The 22406-nt window shown below is 75.0% G+C and carries 21 protein-coding genes and 1 pseudogene; 14 read left to right on the top strand and 8 right to left on the bottom strand.

Translation table 11 applies throughout. The annotated features are described in order from the left end of the window. Positions 1–4: 4 nt before the first annotated feature. The 4 genes from ACZ63H_RS28585 (at position 5) to ACZ63H_RS28570 (ending at position 4762) form a co-directional block, all read left to right on the top strand. Positions 5–445, top strand: coding sequence for a DUF6643 family protein (locus ACZ63H_RS28585; RefSeq protein WP_469869866.1), 441 nt, complete (start codon positions 5–7; stop codon positions 443–445). Positions 446–487: 42 nt separating this feature from the next. Next, entirely contained in the window at positions 488–1318 is an 831-nt protein-coding gene (locus ACZ63H_RS28580) for an MOSC domain-containing protein (RefSeq protein ID WP_469869864.1), read from the top strand. Between the two features lie 170 nt (positions 1319–1488). Next, positions 1489–2094 carry an Rv1733c family protein gene (locus tag ACZ63H_RS28575; protein WP_469869862.1) on the top strand — a complete coding sequence of 202 codons (606 nt, stop codon included), beginning with the start codon at positions 1489–1491 and terminating at the stop codon, positions 2092–2094. 229 nt (positions 2095–2323) lie between these two features. Continuing rightward, complete coding sequence (locus ACZ63H_RS28570) at positions 2324–4762, top strand: right-handed parallel beta-helix repeat-containing protein (protein ID WP_469869860.1); 2439 nt, start codon at positions 2324–2326, stop codon at positions 4760–4762. Between the two features lie 38 nt (positions 4763–4800). Here ACZ63H_RS28570 and ACZ63H_RS28565 read toward each other — a convergent pair whose 3' ends face one another. Together ACZ63H_RS28565 and ACZ63H_RS28560 are read right to left on the bottom strand one after the other, a co-directional pair. Continuing rightward, a complete protein-coding gene (locus ACZ63H_RS28565) occupies positions 4801–5229 on the bottom strand; it encodes a DUF4440 domain-containing protein (RefSeq protein ID WP_469869858.1) in 429 nt (142 codons plus the stop codon). 98 nt (positions 5230–5327) lie between these two features. Next, positions 5328–7877, bottom strand: coding sequence for a hypothetical protein (locus tag ACZ63H_RS28560; RefSeq protein ID WP_469869856.1), 2550 nt, complete (start codon positions 7875–7877; stop codon positions 5328–5330). A gap of 256 nt (positions 7878–8133) precedes the next feature. Here ACZ63H_RS28560 and ACZ63H_RS28555 point away from each other — a divergent pair, with 256 nt between their 5' ends. Continuing rightward, on the top strand, positions 8134–8964 hold the full coding sequence (locus tag ACZ63H_RS28555) for a DeoR/GlpR family DNA-binding transcription regulator (protein ID WP_469869854.1): 831 nt from the start codon (positions 8134–8136) through the stop codon (positions 8962–8964). Between the two features lie 55 nt (positions 8965–9019). Here the strand turns inward: ACZ63H_RS28555 and cds1 are convergent, their stop codons facing one another. After that, entirely contained in the window at positions 9020–10144 is a 1125-nt protein-coding gene (cds1, locus tag ACZ63H_RS28550) for an L-cysteine desulfhydrase Cds1 (RefSeq protein ID WP_469869852.1), read from the bottom strand. 324 nt (positions 10145–10468) lie between these two features. Here cds1 and ACZ63H_RS28545 point away from each other — a divergent pair, with 324 nt between their 5' ends. The 7 genes and pseudogenes from ACZ63H_RS28545 (at position 10469) to ACZ63H_RS28515 (ending at position 15680) form a co-directional block, all read left to right on the top strand. Continuing rightward, a complete protein-coding gene (locus ACZ63H_RS28545) occupies positions 10469–10792 on the top strand; it encodes a hypothetical protein (protein WP_467939921.1) in 324 nt (107 codons plus the stop codon). A 245-nt stretch (positions 10793–11037) separates the two neighbouring features. Further along, a pseudogene (locus ACZ63H_RS28540) lies at positions 11038–11598 on the top strand (ATP-binding protein); the annotation flags it as partial. A 468-nt stretch (positions 11599–12066) separates the two neighbouring features. Continuing rightward, positions 12067–12678 (top strand): TetR/AcrR family transcriptional regulator, encoded by a 612-nt coding sequence (locus ACZ63H_RS28535; RefSeq protein ID WP_469869850.1) that lies wholly within the window; start codon positions 12067–12069, stop codon positions 12676–12678. Positions 12679–12683: 5 nt separating this feature from the next. Further along, positions 12684–13070, top strand: a complete 387-nt coding sequence (locus ACZ63H_RS28530) for a (R)-mandelonitrile lyase (RefSeq protein ID WP_469869848.1) — start codon at positions 12684–12686, stop codon at positions 13068–13070. 13 nt (positions 13071–13083) lie between these two features. Beyond that, a complete protein-coding gene (locus tag ACZ63H_RS28525; RefSeq protein WP_469869846.1) occupies positions 13084–13668 on the top strand; it encodes a DUF4865 family protein in 585 nt (194 codons plus the stop codon). Continuing rightward, the gene (locus ACZ63H_RS28520) at positions 13665–14576 is read left to right on the top strand and encodes a phosphotriesterase family protein (protein ID WP_469869844.1); all 912 of its coding nucleotides are present in this window, start codon (positions 13665–13667) and stop codon (positions 14574–14576) included. The genes ACZ63H_RS28525 and ACZ63H_RS28520 overlap by 4 nt, the downstream gene beginning before the upstream one ends. A 57-nt stretch (positions 14577–14633) precedes the next feature. Then, entirely contained in the window at positions 14634–15680 is a 1047-nt protein-coding gene (locus tag ACZ63H_RS28515; RefSeq protein ID WP_469869843.1) for a S66 family peptidase, read from the top strand. 19 nt (positions 15681–15699) lie between these two features. Here ACZ63H_RS28515 and ACZ63H_RS28510 read toward each other — a convergent pair whose 3' ends face one another. Together ACZ63H_RS28510 and ACZ63H_RS28505 are read right to left on the bottom strand one after the other, a co-directional pair. Continuing rightward, positions 15700–16950 carry an ROK family protein gene (locus ACZ63H_RS28510; protein ID WP_469869841.1) on the bottom strand — a complete coding sequence of 417 codons (1251 nt, stop codon included), beginning with the start codon at positions 16948–16950 and terminating at the stop codon, positions 15700–15702. Between the two features lie 48 nt (positions 16951–16998). After that, positions 16999–17649, bottom strand: a complete 651-nt coding sequence (locus ACZ63H_RS28505) for an alpha-ketoglutarate-dependent dioxygenase AlkB family protein (RefSeq protein WP_469869839.1) — start codon at positions 17647–17649, stop codon at positions 16999–17001. A gap of 68 nt (positions 17650–17717) precedes the next feature. Between ACZ63H_RS28505 and ACZ63H_RS28500 the strand changes: the two genes are divergently transcribed. Further along, positions 17718–18851: a methyltransferase gene (locus ACZ63H_RS28500; RefSeq protein WP_469869918.1), complete on the top strand. Its 1134-nt coding sequence runs from the start codon at positions 17718–17720 to the stop codon at positions 18849–18851. Positions 18852–18921: 70 nt separating this feature from the next. Here the strand turns inward: ACZ63H_RS28500 and ACZ63H_RS28495 are convergent, their stop codons facing one another. Further along, the gene (locus ACZ63H_RS28495; protein ID WP_469869837.1) at positions 18922–19782 is read right to left on the bottom strand and encodes a class II fructose-bisphosphate aldolase; all 861 of its coding nucleotides are present in this window, start codon (positions 19780–19782) and stop codon (positions 18922–18924) included. 31 nt (positions 19783–19813) lie between these two features. Continuing rightward, positions 19814–20695: an SIS domain-containing protein gene (locus ACZ63H_RS28490; RefSeq protein ID WP_469869835.1), complete on the bottom strand. Its 882-nt coding sequence runs from the start codon at positions 20693–20695 to the stop codon at positions 19814–19816. Positions 20696–20833: 138 nt separating this feature from the next. Here ACZ63H_RS28490 and ACZ63H_RS28485 point away from each other — a divergent pair, with 138 nt between their 5' ends. Then, positions 20834–21613: a DeoR/GlpR family DNA-binding transcription regulator gene (locus ACZ63H_RS28485; RefSeq protein ID WP_469869833.1), complete on the top strand. Its 780-nt coding sequence runs from the start codon at positions 20834–20836 to the stop codon at positions 21611–21613. 78 nt (positions 21614–21691) lie between these two features. Here the strand turns inward: ACZ63H_RS28485 and ACZ63H_RS28480 are convergent, their stop codons facing one another. Beyond that, positions 21692–22087 (bottom strand): luciferase domain-containing protein, encoded by a 396-nt coding sequence (locus ACZ63H_RS28480; protein WP_469869831.1) that lies wholly within the window; start codon positions 22085–22087, stop codon positions 21692–21694. Between the last annotated feature and the right edge of the window lie 319 nt (positions 22088–22406).

Raw genomic sequence — 22406 nt, 5'->3', positions numbered from 1 at the left:
TGCCATGACCTCCCCCCGCTCCACTTATGGTGGCGGCTACTACTCCGCCTCCTTCAAGGAGACCCCGATCTACGACTCGCTCGTCGCAGAGCGTGGCACTCCGCAGATCGCCCCGATCCGGGTCCCCGCCGCCTATGACACGGGCAACAGCCTGCCCGCCCTGCCGTCGGCGCTGCCCGCCCTCCCGGCGGCCCCGTCCGCGCAGCCCCCGGCCTACGGCTATCCGCAGGCGCCGCAGCCGGCACCGCTGCAGCAGGCGCCCACGGCGTACATCCCGCAGCAGGCGAGCGCCCCGCGCGGCTATCCCGGCCCGCAGGCCCCGCAGCAGCAGCGGCCGATGGCGCAGGGCGGCAACGGGTACGAGGCCATGCGCCCGGCCGCGCCGCGCCCCGCGCAGGCGCCCTACCAGGATCCGTACAACAACCAGCAGTACCGCGGCTACTGACGGCACCCCCGGCCGTCGGTGCCGCCTGGCACGATGGTCGGCATGGGAAACGCCGTAGTGCAGTCGATCCACGTCCATCCGGTCAAGGCGTTCCGGGGCGTCGCACCCCGGACGGCCGTGGTGGAGCCCTGGGGCCTGGCCGGCGACCGGCGCTGGACGTTGATCGACGACGGGGGAAAGGTCGTCACACAGCGCGAGTCGCCGCGCCTGGCGCTGGCCGCCGCCGAGCCTCTGGCGGGCGGCGGCGTTCGGCTGTCCGCGCCCGGCCGGGCGCCGCTGACGGTCGAGGTGCCGCAGCCGTCCGGGGCCATCCCGGTGGACGTGTTCCGCACGAGGGTGGAGGCGGTCCCGGCCGCCGCCGCCGCGCACGCCTGGTGCAGCGCCTATCTCGGGACCGATGTGCGCCTGGTCCACATGGACGACCCGGCCGTCCGCCGCCCGGTCGACCCGGAGTACGCCCTGCCCGGCGAGACGGTGAGCTTCGCCGACGGCTTCCCCCTGCTGGTCACCACGGTGGCCTCGCTCGACGCGCTGAACTCCCTGATAGCCGAGGGGCCGCACGCCCACGAGGGCCCGCTGCCCATGGACCGGTTCCGGCCCAACCTCGTCGTCGCCGGCACCGGGCCCTGGGCCGAGGACGGCTGGCGCCGGATCTCCGTCGGCGATGTGGTCTTCCGGATCGCCAAGCCGAGCGCGCGGTGCGTGGTGACCACCACCGACCAGGACACCGCCGTACGCGGCCGGGAGCCCCTGCACACCCTGGCACGCCACCGCAGGACCGGCGGCAAGCTGCTGTTCGGAGTGAACCTCGTGCCCCTCGGCCCCGGCACGGTCGGCGTCGGCGACCCGGTGCGCGTGCTCGACCGGCGGTGATCGGCGCGGACCGGGAACCGGGGGGCGGGTGCCGGTCGTTGAGGGGACGCGCGGGATTCGTGGGAGACCGCGCACGCCGGACGTCCCGGCGCGGGTGAGCCGCTCCCTCCCGGTCCGGGCCGGGGCGGGCACCCGCCGCCGGGGGTGGTGACGCACCGGAAGGGGGGGACATGCGGGCACTCACCGGGCTGTGGCGCTGGCGGCGCAATCCGCTGCGCCGCGCGACCGATCTGGCCGAGGCGTGGGCGGCCCTCGTCGCGCTGCTGCTGATCGCCGTGGCCGCGCCCGTGACGGGCTGGCTGGTCGGCGCCGCCGCCGACGACGCGCTCCAGCGGTCCGCGCGGCAGCAGCGGCACGCACGCCATCTCGTCACGGCCACCGTGGTGCGCGAGCTGGGCGGCGCCCTGCCGGAGGCCGACCCGGAGTCGGCCTCCGCGCGTGCGAGCCGCAGCCGCGTCCTGGCGTACTGGACGGGTCCGGACGGCACCCGGCGGCACGGTCCGGTCCTCGCGGACCTCAAGTCCCCGCACCGGGGCGACCACTTCGGGCTCTGGACCGATGCGCACGGCCGGATGACGCCCCGCCCGCTGGACTCCGCCACGGCGACGGCGCACGCCGCGCTCGCGGGGCTCGGCGCGGCCCTGCTGACCGCGGCCCTGGCCGAGACCGCCCGGCGCGTGACCGTATGGCGCCTGGTCCGCCGCCGGTACGCGCGCTGGGACCAGGCGTGGGACCGCGCCGGGCCGGACTGGGGCAAGGCGGGCACCGGCAGCTGACGGCCCGACCGCTCCGGTCGGCCGGCCGCGCACGCACACGCTACGGTGGAGCGGCCGAAGCGCTGTCGGCGACGCCCCGTGGGTGCGTGACCCCCGGGGCGGACGGGATCCCGGGAGCGGCGAACGCGCTCCCGTCCGCGGGCCGCGCACGGTCGCGGCCCGGCACCGGCGACAGCGCCGCGGTGGGCGGCGAGCCATCAGGACGACGAGGTGGGGGCACGGCAACGCCATGACACAGGGCACGGTCCAGGTGACGCACACCGGTACATCGCGGTGGCGGCGCCGCACGGGTGAGTACGCGTCGCTCACCGCCGCCCTGGAGGCCGCCGCCGACGGCGACGTCCTCACCATCGCCCCCGGCACCTACCGGGAGAACCTCGTCGTGCACCGGGCGGTGACGCTGCGCGGCTCCGAGGGCTCGGCCGGCTCGGTGAGGATCGCGCCCGCGGACGGGGTGCCGCTCACCGTGCGGGCCTCGGCGGTGGTGCGGGACGTGCACGTGGAGGGCCAGGACGCGGCGGCGCCCGCGCTGCTGGTCGAGGAGGGCACGCCCGAGCTGACGGACGTGCGCGTCGTCACCCGGTCCGCCGTCGGCATCGAGGTGCGCGGCGGCGCCCGCCCGACCGTGCGCCGGTGCACCGTGGACAATCCGGCCGGCGTCGGCATCGCCGTGCTCGACGACGGCGGCGGGGTGTTCGAGGACTGCGAGGTCGTCGCGGCCGGCCAGGCGGGCGTGGCGGTCCGCGGCGCGGCCCGGCCGCGGCTGGAGCGCTGCCGGGTGCACCACGCCTCCGGCACCGGGCTCACCGTGACCGGGGAGAACACCGCGCTGGAGGCGGTGGGCTGCGAGATCTACGAGGTGCGCGGCGCCGGGGTGCAGATCACCCAGCGGGCCACCGCGCAGCTGACCGACTGCGAGGTGCACCGCACCACCGCGGACGGCATCACCCTGGACACCGACGCGGTGCTCACGCTCGCCGACTGCCGGCTGCACGACATCCCGGAGAACGCGGTCGACCTGCGCTCCCGCTCGGTGCTCACGCTGACCCGGACCACGGTGCGCCGGTTCGGGCGCAACGGCCTGTCGGTGTGGGACCCCGGGACCCGGGTGGACGCCAACCAGTGCGAGATCTTCGACAGCACCGGCGACTATCCGGCGGTGTGGGTGAGCGACGGGGCCACCGCCGTGCTCGACTCCTGCCGGGTGCACGACGTGCCGGACGCGCTGTTCGTCCTGGACCGCGGCTCCCGCGCGGACGTCGTCGACAGCGATCTGACGCAGGTGCGCAACACGGCCGTGTCGGTGAGCGACGGGGCCACCGCGCAGCTGGACGACTGCCGGGTCCGGGAGGCGGCGACCGGCGCCTGGTTCCGCGACCACGGCAGCGGCGGCACGCTGAACAACTGCACCCTGGAGGGCACCCAGACGGGGGTGATCGTCACCAAGGGCGCCGACCCGGTCGTCGAGCGCTGCACGGTCGACTCGCCCGCCGAGGCCGGTTTCTACGTCTCCGCGGGCGGCCGGGGCACCTTCCTGCACTGCCGGGTCACCGGCAGCGGGGGCTACGGCTTCCACGTGATCGACGGCAGCCGCACGACGCTGCGCAGGTGCCGCACGGAGCGGTGCGCGCGCGGCGGGTACGAGTTCGCCGACGCCGGTCCGGACGCGGGCGCCGGGACGGGGCCGGTCGTGGAGGACTGCACCAGCGACGAGAGTGCCGCCTCCCGGACGCCCGCCCCCAGGGAGCCGGCCGTGCAGACGGTGCCGCAGTCCGCCGGCCTGCTGGGCGCCCTGCCGGGGCAGCGGGCGGCGGAGCGGGCCCCGTCCGGCCCCGCCGGGGAGCCCGACGGGGCGCGGCGGACGCCGAAGGACGTGCTCGGGGAACTCGACGCCCTGGTGGGGCTGGAGAGCGTCAAGCGGGAGGTGCGGGCGCTGACCGACATGATCGAGGTGGGCCGGCGCCGGCAGCGGGCGGGCCTGAAGGCGGCCTCGGTCAAGCGGCACCTGGTCTTCACCGGCTCCCCCGGCACCGGCAAGACGACGGTCGCCCGGCTGTACGGCGAGATCCTCGCCGCACTGGACGTGCTGGAGAGGGGCCACCTGGTGGAGGTGTCCCGGGTCGACCTGGTCGGCGAGCACATCGGCTCCACGGCGCTGCGCACCCAGGAGGCCTTCGAACGGGCGCGCGGCGGGGTGCTGTTCATCGACGAGGCGTACGCGCTGTCCCCGCAGGACGCCGGGCGGGACTTCGGCAAGGAGGCCATCGACACGCTGGTGAAGCTGATGGAGGACCACCGGGACGAGGTGGTGGTCATCGTCGCCGGGTACACCGCCGAGATGCAGCGCTTCCTCTCCGTCAACCCGGGCGTGGCCTCGCGTTTCTCCCGCACCATCACCTTCGGCGACTACGGCCCCGAGGAACTGCTGCGGATCGTGCGGCAGCAGGCGGACGAGCACGAGTACCGGCTGGCGCCGGGCGCCTCGGAGGCGCTGCTGACGTACTTCGCGGCGCTTCCGAAGGGCCCGGCGTTCGGCAACGGGCGTACCGCCCGGCAGACGTTCGAGGCGATGGTGGAGCGGCACGCGAGCCGCGTCGCCCAGTTCCCCGACCCGACCACCGACGACCTGACCCTGCTGTACGCGGAGGACCTGCCCGAGCTGCCCTGAACCGCGTACGGGCTTCGGGCCGGTCCTCGCCCGCCGGGTTACAGGTTGTCTCCCCAGCCGGGCTGGATCATGGTCTGGAAGGCCCACCTGCCGTCCCGCTTGAGCAGGATGTCGGCGTACCGCAGGCGCTGGGAGTGACCGTCGGCGGTCATGGTCGAGTCGGTGAAGACGACGGCCATCGAGGGCGACAGGAACACCGGGGTCCGGGTGGACTCGAAGGCGATGTCCTGGTCCCCCTCGCCCATCACGTGGGTCATGGTGGCGAGGAAGCGGTCCCGGTCCCACTGCGCCGACCGGCCGTCGCCCGCGGCGTCGTCGCTGACGAGGTTGAGCGGGAACACCGCCATGTCCGCCATGTGCCGGACGTCGCGCCGGCCGCTGGCCGCGTCGTACTCCGCGAACCAGGCGTCCAGGCTCGCGCGGTCCTCGGCGGTCGGGGTGTAGCCGGTGTCGGGCAGGAAGGTCATGCGGGCTCCTTCGGTGGTGGAGGAACACAGAGCTAATCAACTTTGACTAGTTACAACGCCGGGAGCGTACACGCCTCCGCGCCACTGATCAAACTTGATTAGCGCTGAGCCGGGAGGCCGGGCAGGAGACGGGTGAGGAGGGCCGCCCGTTCGCGGGCGAACGCGGGGTCCGACGGGTAGTCGGAGTGGCCGAGGATCGGGGCCGGGAGCGGGTCGTCGAGGGTGCGGCCGTAGGCACGGGGGTCCGGCAGGGGCTCGTGGTCGACCTCCGGGACGGTGCCGCCGGGGATCCGGACCGGGCCGCCGATGGGATCGGTGCGGCGGTAGAGGTTGCGCCAGCAGGCGATGTCGCGGTGCAGGGCGGCGAGCGCCGGCGGGCCGAAGTGGGCCGGGAACCAGCGGCCGTACAGGCGCTCCAGCGGGGAGCCGTAGGTGAGCAGGGCGACCCGGGTGCGCACGGACGGCGGGAGCTGCCAGGCCGCCGCGGCGGCGAGGACGCTGCCCTGGGAGTGCCCGGACAGCACCAGCCGGCCTCCGGTGCGCCGGGTCCAGGTGACCATGCGCCAGGTCAGGTCCGGCACCGCGCGCTCGGCGTAGCAGGGCGGGGCGAAGGGGTGGGCGGCGCGCGGCCAGAAGGTGCCGACGTCCCAGAGGATGCCGATGGTGCGCCGGGCCGAGGCGTCCTTGTAGGCACGCCTGCCCCAGGTCACGAAGAGCACGAAGCCGAGCCCGACCAGCCAGGAGCCGAGCGCCTGGGAGGTCTCGGCCACGGCCTGGAGGAGGTGGGGGGTGCGGCGGGCCGCGCCGTCGGGCGTCTTCCCGGTGGCCGCGGCTCCGGCCAGCGCGACCGTGCCCAGCAGCAGGGTGGTGGCGGTGAGGACGGCGACGACGAGCGGGACGCGGTCGGTGAGGGTGGCCATGGCGCGGGCGTGCGCGATGGCGCGGGTGCGGGGCGGGTCCTCGGGTTCGCCGGGGTATTCGCGGCGCACCCGGGCGCGTTCGGCGCGGGCGGTCCTCGCGGTGCGCACCGCGAGGGCGGCGGCCAGGAGCAGCAGCACCGCGATGAGCGGCGGGATGACGGACGACTGCCAGGTCAGCAGGGCGGGCGGGCCGGCGAGCAGGGACCGGGTGCCGTCCAGCCAGTCGGCGACGCGCTGGGCGACCCCGCCGGACATCACCCCGGCCAGGGCGCAGGCGAGCAGCGCGACGGCGGGCCCGCCGAGGCCCCGCATCCCGGTGCGCCGGTCGGGGCGGCGCCGGTACAGGTCCCGGGCCACGACCGCGAGGGCGACGACGAGCAGGCCCTGGGCCAGCATCAGGCCGCCGAAGGCCCAGGCGCCGGCCAGCCGCCCGGTGGACTGCCAGCCGGGCCGGGACCAGCCGGTGTACAGCAGGGCGAGCAGGAGCAGGGCGAGCGCGCCGAGCGGCAGGCGGCGGACCAGGTGCCGGTCCAGGCGCCGGTCGAGGCGGCGCTCGCTGCGGCCCCGGCGGCAGACCACCCAGGCCACCGCGACCGCCGCGGCGAGCAGGGCCGCGGTCAGGGCCCAGCCGAGGGCGTCCAGGACGGCGGGGCCGCCGGGGCGGTGGTCGAAGCGGGCGGCCGGGACGGTGACGGTGGCGGCCACGGTGAGCAGCCCGGCCGCGGTGTGCGCCGCGCGCAGCCGGGCGACCAGACGGCGCCCGTACCAGAAACCGGGCCGGGCCAGCGCTCCGCCGTCGGGGTCCGGCTCCGGGGTGTCGGCGCCGGGCCCGGCGGCCGGGGCGCCCGCGTCCCGCGCGACATCGGTGCCCGGCGTGGCGTCGTCCCCGTCCTCTCCGGGACCCGTGGCCCGCGCGGAGCCGGTGTTCACCACGGCGGCGTCCGGGGACAGCGGCCGGTGGGACTCGTAGGCGCTCCAGGTGCGGTGCGAGAGGTACCAGAGCAGGCCCGTCAGCGCGGCCGGCAGCAGGGCGGCGAGGGCCAGCCGGCGACCGGGCGCGCTCCACCAGCCACCTGCCCCGGCGGGCGCCCCGGGAGCCGCCGGGGCCAGGAAGCCCAGCCAGGAGTGGCGGCTTACGCACGCGGGGACGTTCGCGCACTGCCAGGCCACCAGGTCCAGCGCGACCTCGCAGACGGCGGCGACCAGCAGCACGGTCAGGGTGAGGGCGGCCAGCCTGACCAGCAGGCCGTAGAGCCGGACGGTGCGCGGCCGGCCGGGCGCGGCGGGGCGCATCCAGTGGGCGAGGTTGACGACCATGAACGGCAGCAGCAACAGCCACAGGGCACGGCTGCCGTCGCCGGAGGTGAGGTTGCACCAGACGTACGCCTCCCGGACCGGCCCGCCGCGCGGTTCCCGCCCCTCCGGCCCGGCCCCGTCGGCCCGGTCGGTCTCGACGTCCTCGGTGCGCCGGAAGACGGCGGCCGTGTCGTCGCCGGAGACCCGGACCGTGCGCGGATCGCCGAGCATCTTCTCGGGCGTTGTGCCGCCGACCCCGTGCACCAGCAGTTCCAGATCGGTCTCCAGGGCCGTGGACCACCCGGCGGCACGGCCCGCGTGATCACCCGCGTGGCCACCTGGGGGCGGACCGCCCGGGGCCCGGTCGTCGTACCGGCCCGGCGGCGGACCGTCGTCCTGCTCCGCCGTCTGCTCCCGCGCGCGTTCCGTCATCTCGCACATCCCCCGTGACGCCCTGACGTCTGTGTCGTGCGGGCTCCAGGATGGCCGGTCGGGCCGCCGTGTACACCCCCCGTCACCGAATCTCCCCGAACCGGGTCACGACGGACGCCCCGGAGGTGGTGGCGCGCGTGCCGCCGCCCCGTGAAAGGATGGGGCGCCCGCGCCCGGCCCGAACGGACGGAAGTCCAGGTCGCAGCCGGTGCGCCGGACGTGTCGGACGGTTGGCGGAGAAAGGACCGGAGCGTACGTGAGCGAGAATCAGAACCTCCTCGCGGAGCAGCGCCGCGCCCTGATCCTGGACGAGGTCCGGCGCCGGGGAGGTGTGCGGGTCAACGAGCTGACCCGCAAGCTCGGTGTCTCGGACATGACCGTGCGCCGCGACCTGGACGCGCTGGCCCGCCAGGGCGTGCTGGAGAAGGTGCACGGCGGCGCGGTGCCGGTGGTCGAGGCGAGTACGCACGAGCCGGGGTTCGAGGCGAAGTCGGGGCTGGAGCCGACCGCCAAGGAGGACATCGCGCGTGCCGCGGCCCGGCTGGTCGGCCCGGGGGCGGCGATCGCCCTGTCCGGCGGTACGACGACGTACGCGCTCGCCCGGCACCTGCTGGAGGTGCCCGACCTGACCGTGGTGACGAACTCGGTGCGGGTCGCGGACGTCTTCCACGGGGCGCAGCGCACCTCGGGGCAGCGCCGGCAGGCGGCCACGGTGGTGCTCACCGGCGGAGTGCGCACCCCGTCGGACTCGCTGGTGGGGCCGGTGGCCGATCAGGCGATCGCCGCGCTCCACTTCGATCTGCTCTTCCTCGGGGTGCACGGCATATCGGTGGAGGCCGGCCTGTCCACGCCGAACCTCGCGGAGGCCGAGACCAACCGGCGCCTGGTGCACTCCGCGCGCCGGGTCGTGGTGGTCGCCGACCACACCAAGTGGGGCACGGTGGGCCTCAGTTCCTTCGCCACGCTGGACCAGGTGGACACGCTGGTGACGGACGCGGGCCTGCCCGCCGAGGCACGCGCGGAGATCTCCGAGCACCTGCGGGTGGTCGTGGCGGGCGAGCCGGAGGACGAGATCGCGGAGGGCTGAGGCCCGCACGGCGAAGGCTCCGCCCGGCGGCGGCCCGCCGGGCGGCGGCCCCGCCTCAGTCCGGCCACACGCCGGTGGCCAGGAACGAGTCGATCGCCGCCGTGTACGGCGCGACGTCCAGTCCCTGCACCGCGAGCCACGCGTCCGAGTAGTACTTGTCGAGGTACCGGTCCCCCGGGTCGCACAGCAGGGTGACGACGCTGCCGGTACGGTCCTCGGCCACCATCTCGGCGACGATCTTCAGCGCGCTCCACAGCCCGGTGCCCGTGGAGCCGCCCGCCTTGCGGCCGATGGCGCCCTCCAGCGCGCGTACGGCGGCGACACTCGCCGCGTCCGGCACCTTCATCATCCGGTCGATCGCGCCGGGCACGAAGCTGGGCTCCACGCGGGGCCGGCCGATGCCCTCGATCCGGGAGCCGCAGTCACAGGTGACGTCCGGGTCGCCGGTGGTCCAGCCCTCGAAGAAGCAGGAGTTGTCCGGGTCGGCGACACAGATCCGGGTGTCGTACTGCGTGTAGTGGACGTAGCGGGCGAGGGTCGCGGAGGTGCCGCCCGTGCCCGCCGTGGCCACGATCCAGGCCGGCTCCGGGAACCGCTCCAAGCGCAGCTGGCGGAAGATGGATTCGGCGATGTTGTTGTTGCCGCGCCAGTCTGTGGCCCGCTCGGCGTAGGTGAACTGGTCCATGTAGTGGCCGCCGGTCTCCGCCGCCAGGCGGGCGGACTCCTCGTACATCTTCCGGGAGTCGTCCACGAAGTGACACCGCCCGCCGTGGAACTCGATGAGCCGGCACTTCTCGGCGCTGGTCGTACGCGGCATGACGGCGATGAAGGGCACGCCGATCAGCTTCGCGAAGTATGCCTCCGACACCGCCGTGGAGCCGCTGGACGCCTCGATCACCGGGCGGCCCGGGCGGATCCAGCCGTTGCACAGGCCGTAGAGGAAGAGCGAACGGGCCAGCCGGTGCTTGAGGCTGCCGGTGGGGTGGGTGGACTCGTCCTTGAGGTAGAGGTCGATGCCCCACCCCTCGGGCAGCGGGAAGCGCAGCAGGTGCGTGTCGGCCGAGCGGTTGGCGTCGGCCTGGACCTTGCGCACGGCCTCCTTCAGCCACTCGCGGTAGGCGGGGTCGCTGCGGTCGACGTCGAGGGTCGCGCCGGTTCTGGTCTGGGGCGGGCTGCTCACGGCCGGGCTCCTTACACTCATCGCCGACGGCGCCTCGCGCGGGCCGGCAGATCGAGCATAGGCACCTTCGACACGCCTTCCCACCTGCATAAACGCATCTTTGGGCCACCCAAAGGCGAGCTGGGGCACAGGCGTGCGAGCGGGCCGGGGCGCAGGGGGCGCAGTGCTCCCGGTGGCTCCCGTACACGCCCCGCGCGGGCTGGTGCTCCAGGCTCGGCCGAGGCAGACTGCACGCGACGGGACGGCTCGTCCCGGACGGGGGCATCAGGAACCGACACGTCATCGAACGACGCGAGCACGGAGAAGAGCGCGAGGGGGGCCGACATGGCCGAGCCGGAGTTCAGGGCCACACGCGTGCGGATCGGCAAGGGGCTGCGTTCGCTCACCCGGGCCGGGCAGGTCCGGATCAGCGACGGCAGACTCCAGTTGCTCACCAGCTACGGCAGCGAGATAGACAGCGCGCCGGTGCAGGCGGTGCGCGCCTCCAAGCCGTGGTTCGTGCCGGACGACCGGGCGCTGGCCGACCTGAACGGCACGCGGTACCTGCTGACGCTGGGCGAGCACGACCCCGCGCCGGGCCGGCCGGGACCGCCCGCGGCCCGGCGGTTCGTCGAGGCGGTCCGCCGGGCGGCGGGACGCGGCGGCTGAGCGCGTCGGGCCGCACGGGTGAACGCGACCGCGCGCCGGGCACGACGCGCGGTCGCGGCGAGTTGCGGGAGCGCTTGCGCTGCGTCACGCTGGTCTCACTCACTCTGGGTTTACCGGCGATAACGCTGCGAACCAGCCCGCCGGCCACGACAGCAGGCGGACGTTTGGACGCAAGCTCCCTGCTGGATCCGTTGTTCTCCGTGTTCTTCCGGTTCCTCCGGACCTCACATCGGGGAGTCGCAGCCGTGATCAGTCACCCAAGCAGGCACTGCACGGTGGAGCTCCAAGCCCTGCCGTCGCGGATCGGCCAGGTCCGCAGAATCGTATCTGCGCAGTTGCGTTACTGGCATCTCGACCCGTTGATCGACCGGGCCGCGCTCGGTGTGACGGAGCTGCTGAGCAACGTCCACCGGCACGCCAGGCCCGACAAGTCGTGCGTCGTGGAACTGGAGTTGCTGCCGGACCGGCTCACGGTCTCGGTGCGCGACCACGATCCGCGCCTTCCGGTACCGGCCGACGCCGCGGACCCGGCGGATGCCACCCCGCTGCTGGCCACCTGCGGTCGGGGACTGGCGATGGTGGCCGCGGTGAGCGAGAGCTGGGGGGCGCGGCCGGACGGGGAGAACGGCAAGGTGGTGTGGTTCACGCTGCCGGCCCCGGCGGCGGTCCACCGTCATCCGGCACGGTCGCCGCGGAACGCGTCCCGGGCCGCCCCGGCGCCGTCCCCGGCGACGGTCTCCGCAACGCTGGGGGCCGGGGTGCCGGCGAAAGGCGGCCCCGCCGTCCCGGTGGAGGCGGTGGCGGCGACCACGGCACCCGTGCCGGCGGGCACCGCGGCGGGAGGCGCGGTGGCCGTCGGCGGTGCGGGCGCACCCGTGACCGCGGGCACGGCGGCGGGGGGCGCGGTGGCCGTCGGCGGTGCGGCACCGGCCGGGGCGGCGGACTACGGCGCACGATGACGCGGCGGCGGCCCGGGTCCGAGGGGCCCGGGGCTGCCGCCGCCGGCCGGCCGCCTCCGCGAACGGGACCACCCGGCCCAGGGCGCCCTGGGCCGGCGCCGCCGCCCGGCCGCGCCCGCGCGCCGAGGCGCCCCGGAGTCAGGGCGCCCGGCCCCGAACCTCTCCCGCACCCGGCCACCCCCGCGGCGGCAGTGCCCCGGCCCCCTGGCGCCCGGGGCGCTCCGCCATGGCGGTCCGGTCACACCTGCGGGGATCGGGGCGAGCCGCCGGACAAGGGACTGGCATTCTGTAACTACTAGTATGTACAGTACTCGCATGAGCACCTCGGAACGACTGATCGAGTCCACCCGCGAGCTGCTGTGGGAACGCGGGTACGTGGGCACCAGCCCCAAGGCGATCCTGGAGCGCGCGGGCGCCGGCCAGGGCAGCATGTACCACCACTTCAAGGGCAAGCCGGATCTCGCCCTCGCCGCGATCCGGCGCACCGCCGCGGAACTGCGGGCGACCGCCGAGGCGTTGCTCGACGGGCCGGGCACGCCGTACGAGCGGATCGAGGCGTACCTGCTGCGCGAGCGCGATGTGCTGCGGGGCTGCCCGGTCGGCCGGCTGACCATGGACCCGGACGTGATCGCCAGCGACGAGCTGCGCGCGCCCGTCGACGAGACGATCGCCGCGATCCGGGACCGGATCGCGGCGATCGTCGAAGAGGGCAAGCGGCAGGGTCAGTTCGCGCCGGAGCTGGACGGCGCGGAGGTAGGCGCGGCGGTCCTCGCGACCGTGCAGGGCGGCTATGTCCTCGCCCGCGCCTCCGGCTCCCCCGCCGCCTTCGACGCCGGCGTGCGCGGCCTGCTCGCGCTGCTCGCCCCCCGCAGCCCCGAAGCTCCCGAAGCCCCCGCGGCTTCCCCGACTCCCGGACAGGAGAACTGAGTCACGTGCACATCACCCGACGGCGGCCCGGCACGCGGCAGGGCCCGGCGGAGAACTTCACCGGCACCGTCTGGCTGGACGAGATAGCCGCCCCGGCCGCCGCCCGGCTGCGCATGTACAGCGTGCACTTCGCGCCCGGCGCGCACACGGCCTGGCACACGCATCCGCACGGGCAGGTGCTGCACGTCCTGGAGGGCGAGGGGCTGGTGCGGTGCGAGGGCGGCGAGGTGGAGGAGATCCGCGCGGGCGACACGGTGTGGATCGAGCCGGGCGTGAGGCACTGGCACGGTGCCGGGCCGCGCACCTTCATGACCCACCTCGCGGTCGTGGAGGCCGCCGAGGACGGCACGACCGCCGAGTGGGACGCGCACGTGTCCGACTATCCCGCCTGAGAGAGGGCACGACATGCACGCGATGCAGTACGAGTTCACCCTGCCCGCCGACCACGACATGGGGGCCGTCCGGTCCCGGGTCGCCCGTGTCGGGCATGTGCTGGACGACTGGGACGGCCTGGGCGTCAAGACGTACGTGATGCGCGAGCGCGGCGTGAACGGCTCGCCGGTGAACCAGTACGGGCCGTTCTACCTGTGGAACACCATGGAGGGCATGAACAGGTTCCTGTGGGACGGGGCCTTCCAGGGGCCCGTCGACGACTTCGGGCGGCCCGCGGTGCGGCAGTGGACCGGCCTGGCCTTCGAGGAGGGCGCGGCGACCGCCTCCACGCCGGCGTACGCCGTCCGGCGGCGCCGGCCGGTTCCGGAGGGCGTGGAGTTGGCGGCCTTCATGGCGGACGCGGTGGCCGAGACCGGGAGGCTGGCGGCGGCGGACGGCGCGGTGCTCGCGGCGGCGGCCGTGGACACGCGTGCCTGGGAGGTCGTGCACTTCTCCCTGTGGGAGCACGACGCCCCCGAGGCGGACGGGGACCTCTTCGAGGTGCTGCACCTGTCCGCGCCCGGCCGGGACCGGCTTCCGCGTGGTCGGCAGTGGTGAGGCGCGTCCGTACCGTCCTCGGTGACATCCCGCCCGGCGAGCTGGGCGTGTGCGACGCGCACGACCACCTCTTCCTGCGCAGCCCGCGGTTGCCGGGGCAGGAGCTGGACGACGTGTGCGCCGCCCGGGCCGAACTGGCGGCGTTCCGGGCGGCGGGCGGGGCGGCCGTCGCGCAGTGGACGCCGTACGGCATGGGGCGGCGGGCGGCGGACCTGCCGGCGTTGTCCCGGGCGACCGGGGTGCGGATCGTCTGCGCCACCGGACTGCACCAGGCGGCGCACTACGCGCCAAAGTCGCTGGCCGGGCTGAGCGGCGGCCGGCTGGCCCGCCTGTTCGTGTCGGAGCTGACCGAGGGCATCGGGACGACCGGCGTGCGGGCGGGGCTGATCAAGGTGGCGGGCGGGTTCCACGGGCTCGACGCGCACGCCCGCCGGACGATGGCGGCGGCGGCCGAGGCGCACCACGCCACCGGTGCGCCGATCGCCGTGCACCTGGAGCTGGGCACCGGCGCGCTGGACGTGCTCGACCTGCTGTGCGACGAGTGGGAGGTGCCCGGGGAGCGGGTGATCCTGGGGCATCTGAACCGCTCCCCCGACCCGGTGGTGCACCGGGAGGCCGCCGCGGCGGGCTGCTGGCTGGCCTTCGACGGGCCGTCCCGCGCCCACCACGCCACCGACTGGCGGATGCCGGAGGCGGTACGGGCCCTGGCGGAGGCGGGGTTCGGGGACCGGCTGCTGCTCGGCGGGGACACGGTGACCGCCGGGGCGCGCTCGGTCGACGGCGGGCCCGGCATGCCGTACCTGCTGCGCCGGGTGCGGCGGCGGCTGGCGGCGGCGGTGGGCGCGGAGCTGGTGGAGCGGATGCTCGGCGAGCACCCCGGGCGGGCGTTCGGCGCCGACTGGAAGTGAGGGGCCGGGCGGGAAATGCGGATGAACAGCCGGGAGGCGGACCCTAACCTGACCGGCATGATCACGCCCGTGTATCCGCCCAAGCCCGTGCCCGGCGACCGCATCGCGGTCCTCTCGCCCGGATCCGGCCTGGCGGGGATCCTGCCGCTTCCGTTCGAGCTGGGGCTCAGGCGGCTGCGGGAGGACTTCGGCCTGGAGCCGGTGGAATACCCCACCACCCGCACCCCGGGCGCCGGTCCGCGGGACCGTGCCGCCGACATCCACGCCGCCTTCGCCGATCCGGCGGTCAGGGCGGTGATGGCCAGCATCGGCGGCGACGACCAGATCACCGTGCTGTCCCACCTGGACCGGGAGCTGATCCGCGCCCACCCCAAGCCGTTCTTCGGCTTCAGCGACAACACCAATCTGCTGCTGTTCCTGCGCAATCTGGGCATCGTCGGCTACCACGGCGCCGCCGTGATGACCGAGCTGGGCCGCCCGTGCGCGATGCACCCGGTGACCGCCGACTCGCTGCGCGCGGCCCTGTTCACCTCGGGCCCGTACGAACTGCGCCCGGCCGGGCGCTACCGCGACACCGACCGCGACTGGGCCGACCCGGCCACGTTCGACGCCGAACCCGACTCCGAGCCGGCCGGCGGCTGGATCTGGCACCGGCCCGACCGGGTCGTCGAAGGGCGCGCCTGGGGCGGCAACCTGGAGATCCTTTCGTGGCTGCTGATGGCCGACCGCGAGATCGAACGCGATCCGGCCGCCTACGACGGAGACGTGCTGTTCCTGGAGACCTCGGAGGAACTGCCGAGCGCCACCGAGGTCTTCCGGATCCTGCGCAACATGGGGGAGCGCGGCCTGCTGGAGCGCTTCCCCGCACTGCTGATGGCCCGCGCCAAGGCCTGGAGCTTCGAGCGGCCGAACGACGCGGACGCCAAGCGGCGCTATGCCACCGAGCAGCGTGAGGCGGTGCTGCGCGCGCTGGAGGTGTATGCCCCGCACACCATGGTCGTCTTCGATGTGGATTTCGGACACACCGATCCGCAGTTGGTGATCCCTTGCGGCGGTGAGGTCCGCGTGGACGGCCCGGCGCGCCGGATCACGGTGACGTACTGACGGCCCGACGCCCTGCGCGTCACCGCGCGCTGCCGGCCAGTGCCGTCAGCGGGTCGTCGAGGACCGGCTGCCAGGCAAGTTCCCCGGCGCCGACCAGGCTGCTGTGGTCGAGGGTGCACGGCAGGATGGGGACGCCGCCGCTCTGGCCCCACAGGCTGCGGCCCGCGACCACCGCGCGCAGCCGGCCCGGGTCGGCCGCCAGCAGGGTGCGGTGCAGACCGCCGAGGATGATGCGGTCCGGGTTCAGGATGTTGACCAGGCCGGCCAGGCCGAGGCCGAGGCGGTCGATGAGGGCTTCGGCCGCCCTGCGGACGGCCGGGTCGTCGTACTGGGTGCGCAGCAGGTCGTCGGCCTGCCGCAGCAGCGACACCTCGGGGCCGGGCTCCCGGCCGGCCTCCACCAGCAGGGCCAGCGGGTCCGCCTCCACGTCCAGGCAGCCGCGGCTGCCGCAGTGGCAGGGGCGGCCCTCGGGGTTGACCGTGAGGTGGCCGACCTCCAGCGCGAGGCCCGAACTGCCGGTGTGCAGCCGGCCGTCCAGGACGAGCGCGCCGCCGACCCCGCGGTGCCCGGTGGCCACGCACAGCAGGTCCCGCGCGCCCCGGCCGGCGCCGTGCCGGTGCTCGGCGAGCGCGACGAGGTTGACGTCGTTGCCCGTGAACGCGGGCCCCGTGATGCCCGCGGCGCGCACGCGCTCCGCGAAGGTCCGCCGGACCGGCGCGCCGACGGGCCAGGCCACGTGCAGCGGGTTGAGGGCCAGGCCGTCGGGTTCGGCGACGGCGGACGGCACGGCGAGCCCGGCGCCGACACAGCGCCGGCCGGTCGTGCGCAGCAGTTCGGCGCCCGCCTCCACGACACTGCCCAGCACCTGGGCGGGATCGGCCTCGACGGCCTCGCAGCCGGGCGCGGTCGCCACGATCCGGCCGCCGAGCCCGACCAGCGCGGCCCGGAAGCCGTCGGCATGGATCTGCGCCGCGAGGACCACCGGCCCGTCCTCGGCGACCTCCAGCCGGTGCGAGGGGCGGCCCTGGGAGCCGGCCGCGGAACCGGGCCGGGCGTCCACCCGGATCAGGCCCAGCGCCTCCAGCTCGGCGGCCACCGCGCCGGCCGTCGCCCGGGTGACGCCGAGTTCGGCGGTGAGCACGGCCCGGGTCGGCGCCCGTCCGGTGTGCACCAGCTCCAGCGCGGGCCCGAGGGCACCGCGCCCCCGGTCCAGCCGCGCCCTCGAGGTGGTCCTCTCCCCCGCTGTCCGGGGATCCGCCTTGCCGTTCATGAGGGCGAGTCTCCCATGATCCGCGCCCGGGGTGACCGGTCCCGTCGGCTATCGGCCGCTGACCCGCAGGGTGATGTTCAGCCGCCCGGCGAGGCCCAGCCAGTCCGGTGCGGTGCCCGGGCGGACCCGGGGCACGCCGTGGTAGGCGAGCCGGGAGGGACCGCCGAAGACGAACAGGTCGCCGCCGCACAGCTCGACGTCGGTGTACGGCTTGCCGCGCGTGGCGGTGTTGCCGAAGCGGAACACACAGGTGTCGCCGAGGCTGAGGGAGACCACCGGTGCGTCGGCCTCCTCGTCGGCGTCGCGGTGCATGCCCATGCGGGCGTCGGCGTCGTAGAAGTTGATCAGGGCGATGTCGTACGGCGCGGCCGGCACGGCGTCCGGGCCGAGGGCGTCGGTCACCGCGCGCCGGCCCAGTTCGCCGAGCCAGTCCGGGAACGGCTTGACGGGGGCGCCGTCGCCGTCCACGGCGGTGCGGGCGTAGGCGTACGGATACCAGTGCCAGCCCAGGCAGACCTGGCGGGCGGTCATCGTGCCGCCGCCGGGGGTGCGGACCGTGCGCAGTCCGGCGGGGGGCCGCGCCCACCGGCGGCAGGCGGCGAGCAGGGCGCGCTGCCGCGCGGCATCCAGCCAGTCCGGGACGTGCACGGCGCCCGGCGCGACCCGCGCGCGCTCCCTGGGGAAGAGCTCATCCTCCATGCCCCCATCCTGCCCCACGGGCCCTGAGCTGCGGCTCGGTTAGCCTGGGACGCACGATGAGCGACCGTATGACGACACCGTGGGGCGAGGTCGAGCTGACCCGTTTCCCCGAGGACCCGCGCGACCGGCTGCGTGCCTGGGACGCCTCCGACGCGTACCTGCTGCGCCATCTCGCCGAGGAGGGCGTGCCGCTCACCGGCGCGGTCGTGGTGGTCGGGGACCGCTGGGGCGCGCTGGTCACCGCGCTGGCCCGGCACCGGCCGACGCAGATCACCGACTCCTTCCTCGGTCAGGAGGCGACCCGGGCGAACCTGGCGCGGGCCGGTGTGGAGCCGGGGGCCGTGGGGCTGCTCACCACCCAGGACCCGCCTCCGGAGCGGGTGGACGTGCTGCTGGTGCGGGTGCCCAAGAGCCTGGCGCTGCTGGAGGACCAGTTGCTGCGGCTGGCGCCGTCCGTGCACGCGGGCACGGTCGTCGTCGGCACCGGCATGGTGAAGGAGATCCACACCTCGACGCTGCGGCTGTTCGAGCGGATCCTCGGGCCGACCCGGACCTCGCTGGCCCGGCAGAAGGCCCGGCTGATCTTCTGCGCCCCCGATCCGGCGCTGGAGCGGCCCGCGAACCCGTGGCCGTACGGCTACGCCCTCCCGGACGGTGTCGGCGCGGTGTCGGGGCGCACGGTGGTCAACCACGCGGGCGTCTTCTGCGCCGACCGGCTGGACGTCGGCACCCGTTTCCTGCTGCGGCACCTGCCGGGCCCGGGCGCGGGCCGCGTGGTGGACCTCGGCTGCGGCAACGGCGTGGTGGGGACGGCGGTGGCGCTGGCCGATCCGACGGCCGAGGTCCTGTTCGTGGACGAGTCCTTCCAGGCGGTGGCCTCGGCGGAGGCGACGTACAAGGCGAACGGGGTGCCGGGGCACGCCGAGTTCCGGGTCGGGGACGGGCTGGCCGGGGTCGCCTCCGGCAGTGTGGACCTGGTGCTGAACAACCCGCCGTTCCACTCCCACCAGGCGACCACCGACGCGACGGCCTGGCGGATGTTCACCGGGGCGAAGCGCGCGCTGCGCCCGGGCGGCGAGCTGTGGGTGATCGGCAACCGGCACCTCGGCTACCACCTGAAGCTGAAGCGGTTGTTCGGGAACAGCGAGACGGTGGCGGCGGACCCGAAGTTCGTGGTGCTGAGGGCGGTCAAGAAGGGCTAGCCGGACCGCCCGGTGCCGCGGCGCCGGGCGGTCCGGCCGCGCGGCTCCCCCGTCCCGCTCCGGGCGCCGGTCAGCCGCCGGTCCCGGGCAGTACCCCGATGATCCGCCGTACCTCGCGGGCCATCGCCTCCCGCCCCACGCCGAGGTACGCGCGCGAGTCGACGGCCTCGGGGCGGGCGGCGAGGAAGTCCCGGATGGCGCCGGTCATGGCCGCGTTGAGCGCCGTGCCCACGTTGACCTTGGCGATGCCGCCGCCGACCGCCGCGACCAGGGCGTCGTCCGGTACGCCGGAGGAGCCGTGCAGGACGAGCGGCACGCTCAGCCCGGCGGACAGCCGTTTCAGCAGGGCGTGGTCGAGTACGGCGGTGCGGCGGGTCATGGCGTGGGCGCTGCCGATGGCGACGGCCAGGGCGTCGACGCCGGTGGCGGCGACGAAGTCCCGCGCCCGGCCCGGGTCGGTGCGCGCGCCGGGCGCGTGCGCGTCCAGCGGGGGCCGGCCGTCCTTGCCGCCGATCTGCCCCAGCTCCGCCTCGATCCACAGCCCCCGGGCGTGCGCCCAGTCGGCGGCGGCGCGGGTCACGGCGAGGTTGTCGGCGTAGGGCAGGCGGGCCGCGTCGTACATGACCGAGCCGAATCCGGCATCGGGTGCCTGGCGCAGCAGGTCGTCGCTCTGCACGTGGTCCAGGTGCAACCCGACGGGTACGGCCGCCCGTTCGGCGGCGGTGACGGCGGCGCGGGCCAGCGGCAGGAGCCGTCCGTAGCGGAACTTGACGGCGTTCTCGCTGACCTGGAGGACCACGGGTGAGCCGGCCGACTCGGCGCCGGCGATGACGGCCTCGATGTGTTCCAGGGTGATGACGTTGAACGCGGCGACGGCGCGGCGGGCCGCTGCGGCCCGGGTGACCAGCTCGCCGGTGGGCACGAGGGGCACGGGGTGTCCTTCCAGGGCGTGGCCGGCGGGGTCAGGGGGCGAGGATCACCGAGCGGGTGAGGTGACGCGGCCGGTCGGGGTCGAGGCCCCGGGCGGCGGCGACCGCGACCGCGAGCCGCTGGACGCGGACGAGTTCGGCGAGCGGGTCCCGTTCGCTCTCGATCCATGCCGCGCCGGTGGCGCGGACCTGTGCGGCGAGCCCGTCGGGCGCCGTGCCGAGCATCCAGGTGGCGGTGTCCTCGCAGGTCACGCTGATCGGGCCGTGCCGGTACTCCATCGCCGGGTAGGACTCGGTCCAGGACAGGGAGGCCTCGCGCATCTTCAGAGCGGCCTCGTTGGCGAGTCCGACGGTCCAGCCGCGCCCCAGGAAGGTGAACTGGGCGCGGTCCACGAGGCCTTCGGGCAGCGGGTCGGCGAGAGCGGTGCGGGCGTCGGCCACGACGGCGTCGGTGTGCAGGCCGAGGTGGGCGCGCAGCAGGGTGAGCGCGGTGGTGGCGAACCGGGTCTGGACGACGGAGCGTTCGTCGGCGAAGTCCAGCACGACGAGGTCGTCCGCGGCGGCCGTGACCGGGGTGTCCGGGTCGGCGGTGACGGCGGTGGTGCGGGTGTGCCCGGCCAACTCGCCCAGCACGTCGAGTACTTCGGTGGTGGTGCCGGACCGGGTGAGGGCGACGACCCGGTCGTAGGACCGCCCGCGGGGGAACTCGGAGGCGGCGAACGCGTCGGTCTCGCCCCCTCCGGCTCCCTCCCGCAGCGCGGCCACCGCCTGGGCCATGAAGTACGAGGTGCCGCACCCGACGACGGCGACCCGCTCCCCCGCCCGCGGCAGCGCGTCCCGGTGCCGCTCGGCCTGCTCGGCCGCTCGTGTCCAGCACTCGGGCTGGCTGTTCAGCTCGTTCTCGACATGGGTCATGGCCCACACCCTCCCCTTGCTGATTGTTCTTGCAAGATATAGCGAGCTTTCGATCACAATCAAGCATTCAGAGAGGGGAAGAACGGGTGCGCTAGGGTCGCCGGGAGATCGTCCGGAGGATGCGATGGGAGGCTGCGGATGTCCCGGGACGCCCGCTGGAAGGCGCTGCTGGAACTGCTCGTGGAGCGCGGCCGGCTGGAGGTCGAGGAGGCGGCGGCCGAGCTGGCGGTGTCGGCGGCGACGATCCGCCGGGACTTCGACCGGCTGGCCGAGCAGCAGATGCTGGTCCGCACCCGGGGCGGAGCGGTGGTGCACGGGGTGTCGTACGAACTCCCGTTGCGCTACAAGACGGCCCGGCGCGCCTCGGAGAAGCAGCGCATCGCCAAGGCGGTGGCCGAACTCCTCGCGCCGGGCGAGGCGGTGGGGCTGACCGGCGGTACGACCACCACGGAGGTGGCCCGGGCGCTGGCCGTGCGCGGCGACCTCGCCACCGGCTCCCCCGCGCTGACCGTCGTCACCAACGCCCTCAACATCGCCAACGAGCTGGCCGTGCGCCCCCAGTTCAAGATCGTGGTGACGGGCGGGGTGGCGCGCGCGCAGTCGTACGAACTCATCGGTCCGCTCGCGGACGGGGTGCTGGGCCAGATCACGCTGGACGTGGCGGTGCTCGGCGTCGTGGGCTTCGACGTCACGCACGGGGCGGCGGCGCACGACGAGGCGGAGGCCGCCATCAACCGCCTGCTGTGCGAGCGCGCCGAACGCGTGGTGGTCGCCGCCGATTCCAGCAAGCTGGGCCGCCGCGCGTTCGCCCGGATCTGCGGGACCGAACTCGTGGACACGCTGGTGACGGACACGGCGGTGGAGCAGGAGACGGTACGGCGACTGGAGGAGGCGGGCGTGCGGGTGCTGGCGGTGTGAGCGCACCGGCACGGCGGACGACGGCGCGAGGTGCGCCGGTACGGCGGACGACGCCGCGAGGTGCGCCGGCCGGTCGTCTCAGATGCCGCCGAGGTCGGCCTTGACGAACCCCGCGCCCCGCTGGTCGTTGCAGCCCGCCACCGGACGGTCGGCCGGGTCCGGCCAGGTCTGCGGGGCCTGGAGCGCGACGCTCACCAGTGTCAGCAGCAGGTCGACGTCGCTCGCGGCGTCCAGGCGCAGCGTCACCCACGGCGAGCCGCGCACGATCCTGATCGCGCCCGAGTTCTTGAGGTCCTTGGTGAACCGCCGGACCGCCCGGTCGGTGAGCCGCAGATCGACATCACGCTCGGAGTGGAAGTGGACGATCTCGCCCTGGGCGGAACTCACCGCCTGACCCAGGCCACAGCTGGGGACGGTCTCTCTCAGATCCGGCCAGGTCGCCAGTTGCGCGAACGCGCGCGAGGCCAACGTCATGGGCCCATCATGGCGCGCTCACCCCGCCGCAACCAGTTGGTGAGCGCGCATTAACCGACCTGTATCCGCAGCGCGTTCAGGAATCCGCACGTCCATTCAGCAGTCGAACGCCCCTGCCCCTGGCGGGGGTTGTCCGTTCCGGTGCCGTGCGGGGCGCGGAAACCGCAGGTGGGCGGGTGCGGCGAGGGAACCGGCCCTTTCCCGTGCCAGGGACGCACGGGAAAGGGGAGCCGGCGGGTCCGGTCGAGCGGGCCGGCACGGGGCATCCCGAAAGGGCTAAGCACCGGACACCGGTTCGTCACCAGGGCCGACGAGGGAG

The sequence above is a fragment of the Streptomyces sp. NPDC104831 genome (assembly GCF_055583025.1).
This window is presented reverse-complemented; position numbering and strand designations above follow the sequence as displayed.

Excerpts from the sequence above, each read along its gene's own strand:
- ACZ63H_RS28585 (WP_469869866.1), top strand. The coding sequence starts at position 5 with ATGACCTCCCCCCGCTCCACTTATGGTGGCGGCTACTACTCCGCCTCC.
- ACZ63H_RS28580 (WP_469869864.1), top strand. The coding sequence starts at position 488 with ATGGGAAACGCCGTAGTGCAGTCGATCCACGTCCATCCGGTCAAGGCG.
- ACZ63H_RS28575 (WP_469869862.1), top strand. The coding sequence starts at position 1,489 with ATGCGGGCACTCACCGGGCTGTGGCGCTGGCGGCGCAATCCGCTGCGC.
- ACZ63H_RS28570 (WP_469869860.1), top strand. The coding sequence starts at position 2,324 with ATGACACAGGGCACGGTCCAGGTGACGCACACCGGTACATCGCGGTGG.
- ACZ63H_RS28565 (WP_469869858.1), bottom strand. The coding sequence starts at position 5,229 with ATGACCTTCCTGCCCGACACCGGCTACACCCCGACCGCCGAGGACCGC.
- ACZ63H_RS28560 (WP_469869856.1), bottom strand. The coding sequence starts at position 7,877 with ATGACGGAACGCGCGCGGGAGCAGACGGCGGAGCAGGACGACGGTCCG.
- ACZ63H_RS28545 (WP_467939921.1), top strand. The coding sequence starts at position 10,469 with ATGGCCGAGCCGGAGTTCAGGGCCACACGCGTGCGGATCGGCAAGGGG.
- ACZ63H_RS28535 (WP_469869850.1), top strand. The coding sequence starts at position 12,067 with ATGAGCACCTCGGAACGACTGATCGAGTCCACCCGCGAGCTGCTGTGG.
- ACZ63H_RS28525 (WP_469869846.1), top strand. The coding sequence starts at position 13,084 with ATGCACGCGATGCAGTACGAGTTCACCCTGCCCGCCGACCACGACATG.
- ACZ63H_RS28515 (WP_469869843.1), top strand. The coding sequence starts at position 14,634 with ATGATCACGCCCGTGTATCCGCCCAAGCCCGTGCCCGGCGACCGCATC.
- ACZ63H_RS28510 (WP_469869841.1), bottom strand. The coding sequence starts at position 16,950 with ATGAACGGCAAGGCGGATCCCCGGACAGCGGGGGAGAGGACCACCTCG.
- ACZ63H_RS28505 (WP_469869839.1), bottom strand. The coding sequence starts at position 17,649 with ATGGAGGATGAGCTCTTCCCCAGGGAGCGCGCGCGGGTCGCGCCGGGC.
- ACZ63H_RS28500 (WP_469869918.1), top strand. The coding sequence starts at position 17,718 with ATGACGACACCGTGGGGCGAGGTCGAGCTGACCCGTTTCCCCGAGGAC.
- ACZ63H_RS28490 (WP_469869835.1), bottom strand. The coding sequence starts at position 20,695 with ATGACCCATGTCGAGAACGAGCTGAACAGCCAGCCCGAGTGCTGGACA.
- ACZ63H_RS28485 (WP_469869833.1), top strand. The coding sequence starts at position 20,834 with ATGTCCCGGGACGCCCGCTGGAAGGCGCTGCTGGAACTGCTCGTGGAG.
- ACZ63H_RS28480 (WP_469869831.1), bottom strand. The coding sequence starts at position 22,087 with ATGACGTTGGCCTCGCGCGCGTTCGCGCAACTGGCGACCTGGCCGGAT.